The sequence below is a fragment of the Umbribacter vaginalis genome (assembly GCA_001552935.1).
In the GTDB taxonomy this organism is placed as follows: domain Bacteria; phylum Actinomycetota; class Coriobacteriia; order Coriobacteriales; family Eggerthellaceae; genus Berryella; species Berryella vaginalis.
This window is the reverse complement of record KQ959703.1, coordinates 1-527: the sequence shown is the minus strand read 5'-3', so window position 1 is coordinate 527 and position 527 is coordinate 1. Positions and strand designations below refer to the sequence as shown.

The 527-nt window shown below is 50.1% G+C and carries 1 protein-coding gene; it reads right to left on the bottom strand.

The window, feature by feature from the left end; translation table 11 throughout:
• Positions 1-501, bottom strand: a 501-nt coding sequence (locus HMPREF3190_RS04680) for a cell wall-binding repeat-containing protein (protein WP_449676220.1), incomplete at its 3' end; no start/stop codon positions are given.
• Positions 502-527: the final 26 nt, after the last annotated feature.

The window sequence follows — 527 nt, the reverse complement described above, 5'->3', positions numbered from 1 at the left end:
TTGGTTACTGTCATCAGCCAGTACCAGCACAGCGTTGTTCTTCCCGCACAAGGCAGCACTAGTAAGTGCATCGGTATATCCCCAGCCAGTGGCAAGAGCCATGTTGTTCGCATGCATGCCAAGTGCAATAAGTTTGCGCGCCAGCAGAGCTGACGTGTCGTAGGCAGTTTTACCACCAATACGAATAGCTTTAATACCTGCCTTTGCAAGTTGGGCTTCTACCTCAGGTGATACAACGTCGTATCCGCCAACAATGTACACGGTTTTAACGCCTTTTTCCTGCATGGTGGCAAGTGTATCAGCGTCAAGTGCCGAGGTGTGATAGTTTGCTAAAAACAGTGGCGTTTTGTGAGCATACGCATAGCTTGCAGCAGAAAGCGCGTCTTCATATCCCCAACTTGTTGCAAGAAATGCAGTATCGCTATCGGGAACGTGGCGTGCAACTTCATCTGCCGTGTCACTTGCCCATGCGCCAGATACCCGCTCAGTGGCAATGTTCATATTCTGAAGTGCAGCATCGATGTCGC